The sequence below is a fragment of the Mycobacterium sp. E1715 genome (assembly GCF_001667625.1).
Taxonomy (GTDB): Bacteria; Actinomycetota; Actinomycetes; order Mycobacteriales; family Mycobacteriaceae; genus Mycobacterium.
This window is the reverse complement of sequence record NZ_LZJJ01000292.1, coordinates 1-7709: the sequence shown is the minus strand read 5'-3', so window position 1 is coordinate 7709 and position 7709 is coordinate 1. Positions and strand designations below refer to the sequence as shown.

8 protein-coding genes are annotated in these 7709 nt (G+C 66.9%); 2 read left to right on the top strand and 6 right to left on the bottom strand.

Annotated features, from left to right (window positions below):
* Positions 1-806, bottom strand: an 806-nt coding sequence (locus A9X03_RS14935) for a MerR family transcriptional regulator (protein WP_068261683.1), incomplete at its 3' end; no start/stop codon positions are given.
* A 40-nt stretch (positions 807-846) separates the two neighbouring features.
* On the opposite strand from A9X03_RS14935, the gene A9X03_RS14930 reads away from it, so the two are divergent.
* On the top strand, positions 847-1995 hold the full coding sequence (locus A9X03_RS14930; RefSeq protein ID WP_068261680.1) for an SRPBCC family protein: 1149 nt from the start codon (positions 847-849) through the stop codon (positions 1993-1995).
* 58 nt (positions 1996-2053) lie between these two features.
* Here A9X03_RS14930 and A9X03_RS14925 read toward each other — a convergent pair whose 3' ends face one another.
* The gene (locus A9X03_RS14925; protein ID WP_067888380.1) at positions 2054-3400 is read right to left on the bottom strand and encodes a secreted hydrolase; all 1347 of its coding nucleotides are present in this window, start codon (positions 3398-3400) and stop codon (positions 2054-2056) included.
* A 96-nt stretch (positions 3401-3496) separates the two neighbouring features.
* Between A9X03_RS14925 and A9X03_RS14920 the strand changes: the two genes are divergently transcribed.
* Positions 3497-4963, top strand: coding sequence for an aldehyde dehydrogenase (locus A9X03_RS14920; protein WP_068261677.1), 1467 nt, complete (start codon positions 3497-3499; stop codon positions 4961-4963).
* A gap of 157 nt (positions 4964-5120) precedes the next feature.
* Here the strand turns inward: A9X03_RS14920 and A9X03_RS14915 are convergent, their stop codons facing one another.
* The 4 genes from A9X03_RS14915 to A9X03_RS14900 form a co-directional block, all read right to left on the bottom strand.
* The gene (locus tag A9X03_RS14915) at positions 5121-5570 is read right to left on the bottom strand and encodes a MaoC family dehydratase (RefSeq protein ID WP_067760527.1); all 450 of its coding nucleotides are present in this window, start codon (positions 5568-5570) and stop codon (positions 5121-5123) included.
* Positions 5567-6136: a MaoC family dehydratase gene (locus tag A9X03_RS14910; protein WP_369807449.1), complete on the bottom strand. Its 570-nt coding sequence runs from the start codon at positions 6134-6136 to the stop codon at positions 5567-5569. The genes A9X03_RS14915 and A9X03_RS14910 overlap by 4 nt, the downstream gene beginning before the upstream one ends.
* The gene (locus A9X03_RS14905; RefSeq protein WP_067760525.1) at positions 6097-6522 is read right to left on the bottom strand and encodes a nuclear transport factor 2 family protein; all 426 of its coding nucleotides are present in this window, start codon (positions 6520-6522) and stop codon (positions 6097-6099) included. Before A9X03_RS14905 ends, A9X03_RS14910 begins: the two co-directional genes overlap by 40 nt.
* A gap of 95 nt (positions 6523-6617) precedes the next feature.
* The coding region (locus A9X03_RS14900) for an AMP-binding protein (RefSeq protein WP_068261673.1) at positions 6618-7709 on the bottom strand (1092 nt) is incomplete at its 5' end.

The following is a 7709-nucleotide window of genomic DNA, read 5'->3' as shown; positions in this document are numbered from 1 at the left end:
ATCTCGTCGAGGAAGTGTGCGGCCGCCGGGTTGATCGATCCCGCCCAGGCCCGGAAGCCCTGGACGATGACGGGGTCGCGCTCGAGTGACGGTTGCACTCCCCGCAGCACGCACACCACGTCGTCGGGCAGTGGGTCGGCGAGCTGGTTGTCGATCCAACGCCGGGCGAGCTCCGTGGCCGCGCCGTCGTCGGCCAACTTGATGACCTCGCCGGCGAGGTCACGCAATCGATCGAACAACACCTGGCGCCCCGGCGTCTCGGCCAGTTTCGCCAGCAGGGTGCTGGCCGCCGCCGGCAGGACCATCTGCCCGAAGAGCACCGGAACCGGCAGGTCCCACTCCGCGAACAGGTCTGCGTACATGGCGGCGACGGGCTCGGACAGCGGCGCGCTGAGCCGCCCGATGACCCCGATGCTGTCGCGGTGGGTGGTCGCGAGCCTGCGCAGGATGTCCTCGTTGACGTCTTCGGCGGGACAATCGGTGGCGGCACGGGAGCGATCGATGGCCGCGATCAGCTGGTCCAGCCGGTCGCGCTGACGCATCAACAACGTGCGGTGCTCATCGAGCACACCCGCCAACGTGGTGCGCCCACCCGCGATCAGCCGCTGGATGTCGTTGATGCTGACGCCGAGACTTCTCATCAAATCGATGCGCAACAGGTCGAGCACCTGCTCGACGTCGAAGACCCGATAGCCGTTGGACAGATGCTCGGCGCGCAGCAGGCCAATTTTCTCGTAGTGGCGGATGCGACCGGAAGCGATCCCGGTCAGGGCCGTGACGTCGCCGATCAGCAACTGCTCAGCCACTCCTTGACCTTACAACTGTGGCAAGGTCTGTACTGATCAGATGGAACGCGACCAGCTGATCGACCTCACCCGCCGCGCCTTGAAGTTGGCGCGCGACAGGACCACCGATCTCGCCCCGCAGGAGCACCGGGTCGAGGCGCGGGCATACACGTCGACCGAGCGCCACGTCCAGGACCGCGCCCTGGTGATGGCCAGCCCCCAATTGGTCGGCTATGCCTCGGAGTTACCCTCCCCCGGCGCGTATTGCACCAAGACGGTGATGGGCCGGTCCATCTTGTTGACCCGCACGGCCGACGGATCGGTCAAGGCGTTCAACAACGTCTGCCTGCACCGCCAGTCGCAAGTGGCGACGGGATGCGGCAGCGCAAAGCGATTCACCTGCCCGTACCACGCGTGGACCTACGACAACACCGGGCGCTTGGTCGGCCTGCCGGGTCGGGAAGGGTTCCCGGACATCAGCGTCAAAGTCGACGGCCTGACCGAACTCCCGGCCGCCGAGTTCGCCGGATTCCTCTGGATCGCAATGGATCCCGGCTCCCCATTGGACGTCGCCGCACACCTCGGCCCGCTTGCCCCCGAGCTCGATTCGTGGGGCATCGGGCGGTGGTCGCCGCTGGGCGAGAAGGTGCTCGACTGCCCGATCAATTGGAAGCTCGCGGTCGACACCTTCTCGGAGAACTACCATTTCGCCACCGTCCACCAGCAGACCTTCGCCACGATCGCCCGCAGTAACTGCACGGTCTTCGATTCGTTCGGTCCGCACCACCGGTTGATCTTCCCGCTCAACACGATCCTGGGGCTGGACGAGGTCCCCGAAGATCGGTGGGATCCGTTCCAGAACATGGTCGTCATCTACGCGCTGTTCCCCAACATCGTGCTGTCGGTCACCATCGCCAACGGCGAGCTGTTCCGGATCTACCCCGGCGATCGACCGGGGAAATCGGTCACCGTGCACCAGAATTCGACACCGCTGGATCTGACCGACGAATCGGTGGCGGCTGGCGCGCAGGCGGTCTTCGAGTACGCCCACGCCACCGTGCGCGACGAGGACTACCGCCTCGTCGAGGGCCTGCAGGCCAACCTCGATTCGGGCGTTCGCGACCACTTGCTGTTCGGCCGCAACGAACCCGGGCTGCAACATCGCCACATCGCCTGGGACCGGGCGCTCGCCGAGGTTCGCGACACCTAAACCGCGCACACGACACGCCGCAGAACGTGTGCGTGGCTTCAGTCTCGATGCGGCTCCCTCAATCGTCGACGGTCAGCGCCGCCACGAGGTCATCCAATAGCGTTGCCAAATCGTCGCTTTGGGCGGCGCGCACCGTGGTCAACAGCCCGACCGCTTCCTGTCGGCGTCCCCGGGCCAACAGCTGCACCAGCAGGCCCGCGGCCGTCTGCAGGTCCCGGTCGGCGGGTTCGAGGTTCGCGACGGTGGTGGCCAGCACCTCGACCAGCTCCCAGTCCCGATACAGGGCCAGGGAGCGCTCGTTGAACGCGAAACCGGTCACGGGCGTGCCCCACAGGGTCCCCCTGTAGCGGTACGGGCCCTCCATGTATTCGATGGGCAGGCCGTGCGCGGGCGCGGGCACCAGTGGTTCCCCGACGATGTCGAGTTGCATGGTGCGGCAGGTGATCCGGTGGCGATCCGGCATATATCGGGCGGCCGCATGCGGCCGCACCAACGGCTGCACCGCCTCCGGCCATCGCACATAGCTGCTGACCGTGACCTCGACGTCTTCGGCGCACTCCGGCGGGATGGCCGGGTCGGGATGACTCATCGTCACACCGGTAAACGGCTGCAGCGCATTGGCGTTCGTGCGATCAAACTGCCGCCAGATGCTCAGGTCCACGCCGTTGTCGAAGTTGATGGTGCGCCATTCATGGGACCGGGCCCGCGGGTCTCCCCCGGTCCCGCCGCCGCCCGCGTACTTCGGGAACCACTGCCGGTCGATGTGACCGCTGCTGCCGGAAACCTGTTCGACGACATCGCCCCAACGCAGCGTGCCGGTCATCGCAATGCCGGTCTGGAAGTACGAGTAGGTCTCGGTTTGGCCGAAGCAGCAGATCTTCCCGTTGTATGTCGAGGCGCCCACCGGTGTCGGTGCGCGCGTTGGCGTTACGGCCAAGTCCAGGCGCATCGGACGACCCGACTGATCCTCGCCGACCAGGCTGACGCGATAGGTGTAGGGCAGCAGCTCCCCGTCGGCGTCGCGACACGTGGTCCACGACGCGGTGCCGGCCCCGCTGGAGTAATGGATGTCCAGATAACCCGGCGCCAGGCTGAGCTTGCGCTGCGCACCGGGCTTCATGTTGGCGGGCGGCATGTCGTAGTCCGTGTAGGTGCCGTAGTCACCGGTGGCGAGATCGAACAGCGCCAGCGTGTAGAAGTCCGCGACCACGGTCCCGCCGGGCCGGTTCTTGTTGAAGATGGTCAGGAAGGCAAACGATCGGTCGTCCTCGGCGGCATCGAGCTGCCCGGCGATGAACCAGGTGTCCGATTCCTGGTCCGGGTGTTCGCCCTCGGCGGCGGGAAAGTCCAGCTGGCTGTCGCCGGGCACCAACTGGAACGGGTAACTGCGCCAATCGCTGGTCATATGGGGCCTCGCTGCTTTTTTCGCTATGTTAGCGTCAATAGCGAAATCACGGTCACTGCGCCATGTGCGCGCGCCCAACCGTCGAGGAAGTGCCCGATGACAGCAATTGCCGACCACCGGTCCTACAGCGAACTCTTCATCGGGGGGCAGTGGCTTAAGCCCGCCAATCCCCAACAGCTCGCCGTCATCTCCCCGCACTCGGAAGAGCCGGTCGGACACGTCCAGGTGGCCGGGCCGGAGGACGTCGAAGCGGCCGTCGCCGCCGCGCGCCGCGCCTTCGACCACGGCCCGTGGCCGCGGATGTCCCACGCCGAGCGGATGGCCAAGGTCGAGCAGCTCGCCACGATCTACGGCGGCCACATCGAGGAGATGGCCGACCTGATCACCGACGAGATGGGCTCCCCGCGCAGCTTCAGCCGGATGGGCCAGGGGGCGGCTGCGGCGACGCTCATCCATCTGGCGCTGGCCGCCGCGCGCGACTTCCCGTGGGAGGAACGGCGCCAGGGCGTGCTCGGCGAAGTGCACCTGCGCAGGGCCCCGGTCGGGGTGGTCGGCGCGATCGTCCCGTGGAACGTGCCGCAGTTCCTGATCATGCCCAAACTGATCCCGGCGCTGATCGCCGGGTGCACCGTCATCATCAAACCCGCGCCCGAAACTCCCCTGGACGCTTTGTGGTTGGCGGAGATGATCGAGCAGCTGGACCTGCCCGAAGGGGTGGTCTCGGTGTTGCCCGGCGGCCCCGAGATCGGCGAGGCGCTGGTGCGTCATCCGGGTGTGGACAAGATCGCGTTCACCGGGTCGAGCGCCGTCGGCCGCCGCATCGCCGCTCTGTGCGGCGAACAACTCAAGCGGGTGAGCCTGGAATTGGGCGGTAAATCCGCGGCGATCATTCTCGACGACGCCGACATCGGCAAGACCGTCGCCGGATTGAAAACCGCAGGCCTGATGAACAATGGCCAGGCCTGCGTCGCCCAGACCCGCATCCTGGTCAGCGACCGGCGACACGACGAGGTCGTCGACGCGCTCGCCGACATGATGTCGGCCCTGCAGGTCGGCGATCCGGCCGATGACACCACCGACATCGGACCCCTTGTCGCGCAACGGCAACAACGCCGCGTCCAGGACTACATCAAGTCGGGTCAGGCCGAGGGGGCCCGCGTGGTCCTCGGCGGCCTGGACAGCCCTTCGGACCGCGGCTGGTATGTGCGGCCGACGCTCTTCGCCGACGCCACCAACGACATGCGCATCGCCCGGGAGGAGATCTTCGGCCCGGTGTTGACCGTGCTGCGCTACCGCGATGAGGACGACGCGATACGCATCGCCAACGAGACCGACTACGGTTTGGCCGGTTCCGTGTGGACCTCCGACATCGCACACGGCATGGAGATTGCGGCGGGGGTGCGCACCGGCACGTACGGCATCAACATGTACACGCTCGACATCGGCGCCCCCTTCGGCGGCTTCAAGCAATCGGGCATCGGACGCGAGTTCGGCCCGGAGGGGCTCGACGAATACGTCGAGTTGCAGACGTTGGTGTGCAAGGGGCAGTTGCCGCCGCTATAACCCGCCGTCAGTGCCCTGCCCGTGATCGGGGGCATATGGCGATTGCCATTTGCGATATCACCGGTGATATCACAATCCGAACCCGTCCCATGGTCGCGGCCATCGCTACGCCGTCTCCGGCCGCCATGACGGGTCGCGGCCCGGCGGTGCTACGTCGTCATCGGCCACTGGCGGGCAGCTGCAGGGTGAGCTCGACCGGGCAGCACAGCGCGCCGTGCTGATTGGTCACCTGGATCTCGATGTCCACGAGACAGCGGGGCGGGTCCACGGAGTCGTCGCGACGCTTGGCCACCGCGCGTCCCCGACCGATCATGGTGTCGCCGGCGTAGACCGAACCCGTCAGCCGCAAGGAGCGCCGCACCACGCGGCTGCTCGGGCCCGCCCAGTCGGTCGCGACACGGTCGGCGAAGCCGGCGAGGTGCATCGTGTTGACGTAGATTGTCGGATTGCCCTGGCGCCGCGCATATTCCGGGTCAAAGTGGCCCGGGAAGTAGTCCCACGTCGCTCCGGCGTTCTCGACCACTCGCTGGTAGCTGATGTGGTCGACCACCTCGGGCAGGTCTGCCGGAACGGTGATCGCGTCGAAGTCCAGGCCGTCGTCGCTCACGGCGATCCCCCCGGGGTGAACCGAAACAACGTGTTGCGGCACGTGGCGACCACCGTCTGGTCCTGGCGGCGATAGGTCTCCAGCGTCTCGACGAAATGGCCGACGCCCAGCCGCGTCCGCTTCTCCGGCGACACCGACACCAGTTCCTCGACGACGGTGAGCACGTCACCTTCGACGATGGGCTCGAGGAACTCGACGTCGTTGGCCGCGTTGATGAAGGTGGTGCCGGGCAACGGCACCCGCAGGACCAGGGACGCCGCCGGCGGCCTGCCCTGTGGCAGCCACGGCGGGGGGATCAGCCAACCCATCAACATCGCTGGGGGCGCCGGCAGCCCGCCCCACGTCCGGTTCGCGAAGTCGGCGTCCCAATAGGACCGATTGCGGTCGTGGACCATCGCCGCGAACAACTGGATGCGCGCGCCGCTGACCGCCGTGGCCGCGGTGCGGGGCTCGCTGGCCGCGCCGACCATCCGCAGCGCGTCTTCGTAGGTGCCGAAGGCCAGCTCGTAACTCAGATCCACGCCGCTCACATAACGAGCGGGTGCCTGCTGGGCACCGAATCCCATTGCAGCGTGCGGGAAGTGAAGTACCAGCCGCCACGCTCATAGATCAGCGTGTCCCGGAAGATCCCGGTGGCCCGCAACGTGGTGTCGCCGTACATGGCGGCGAAAAGCACGGCGACACAATGCTGTGTCGCGTTGACCCCGTCGACGCGGATCTCGTGGTCGAGGGTGACAAGCCGTTGTCCGTCACCTCCGTCGAACGCCGCACGCAGGTCGTCGAACGTGTCGCCGTCGCGGTGGTAGGTCGCGCCGGAGTGGCGGAACGTGGCGATCCAGCGCTCGCGGTCGCCGTCGGAGTAGGCCCGGTTGTGCCGGGCGTTCAGATTGAGGATGGCGGCTCGACCCGTGGCGGCCTGCAGCATTTGCTGTTCCTGATAGGACATGGTCATTGCGGTCTCCAGACTCTCCCGGGAAACGACTGCCAACGAGCGGACGGACGTAACATTAAAGTAACTTTCCGACGATTACGTAACATTAACGTAACTTACCGGCTAACGTTATAGCCCTGAGCTTCACGATCCCACGCCTCCTGAGTCACCCCCCGCTCGCGTAACAGGTCTTTGCGTATCCGCCCGATGACGTTCTTCGGAAGTTCGCGGACGGTCTCCACGAATCGCGGCACGCAGAAGTACGGCATCCGGGCCGCGCAGAAATCGAGCAGCTCGGTGTAATCGACTGTGGTCCCGGGCCGCAACGTCACCACCAGCAGGATGTCGTCCTCGCCCAACGAGCTGGGCACCCCGACCGCGGCCGCTTCGGCCACGGCGGGATGGCTCATGACGACGGCCTCCACTTCGACCGAGGAAACGTTCTCTCCCCGCCGGCGCAACGAATCCTTGCGGCGGTCGACGTAGGTCAGGTTGCCTTCGGTGTCGAGCCGGCCGAGGTCGCCGGTGCGAAACCATTCCTGGTGCGGAACCACCCGTGAGCCTTCGCCGACATAGCCTTCGCTCATCACACCCGGGTACCGGGCCCGGCAGGCGATCTCCCCGACCGCACCGGCGGACAGCGGGTCGCCGGCTTCGTCGACGATGCGTAAGTCGAAGTTCGGATTCGGCCGCCCCGACGTCCCGGGCACCCCCTCGTCGGCCAGGGCCTTGACCGCGATCGGGAACGCCTCGGTCATCCCGTACATCGTGACAATCCGGCAGCCGTAACGGTTTTCGATGTCGCGATACGCCTTGGCGTCGATCGGAGCCGCGGAGATGAATCGCAGTGGCAGCTGCGCGTCCCGGGGGTCCGCGGGCAGGTTGTGCAGCATCGACACCATGGCACCGGCGCCGGCGAAGCCGATGGCGCCGCGGGCACGGATGTCGTCCCACACCTGGCCGGGGTGAAACGCCTGGGCCAGCACGGTCGTCGCGCCGAACAGCATCGGCGCCAACACGCTGGGAGCCGCGCTCAGGTGAAACAGCGGCATCGCCGTCCAGAGCACCTCCCCGTCCCGCAGTTCCCAGGCCGACGCGACGGTCGCGGCCACGGTGAACAGGTAATGCCATGTCGTGGCAACCGCTTTGGACGGGCCGGTGGTGCCCGACGTGAAGAACAGGCATCCCACCTCCCCCGCCCCGGTGTG

What these genes read in the sequence shown, in the direction of transcription:
- A9X03_RS14930 (WP_068261680.1), top strand. Translation starts at nt 847, where the DNA reads ATGGAACGCGACCAGCTGATCGACCTCACCCGCCGCGCCTTGAAGTTG.
- A9X03_RS14925 (WP_067888380.1), bottom strand. Translation starts at nt 3,400, where the DNA reads ATGACCAGCGATTGGCGCAGTTACCCGTTCCAGTTGGTGCCCGGCGAC.
- A9X03_RS14920 (WP_068261677.1), top strand. Translation starts at nt 3,497, where the DNA reads ATGACAGCAATTGCCGACCACCGGTCCTACAGCGAACTCTTCATCGGG.
- A9X03_RS14910 (WP_369807449.1), bottom strand. Translation starts at nt 6,136, where the DNA reads ATGGGATTCGGTGCCCAGCAGGCACCCGCTCGTTATGTGAGCGGCGTG.
- A9X03_RS14905 (WP_067760525.1), bottom strand. Translation starts at nt 6,522, where the DNA reads ATGACCATGTCCTATCAGGAACAGCAAATGCTGCAGGCCGCCACGGGT.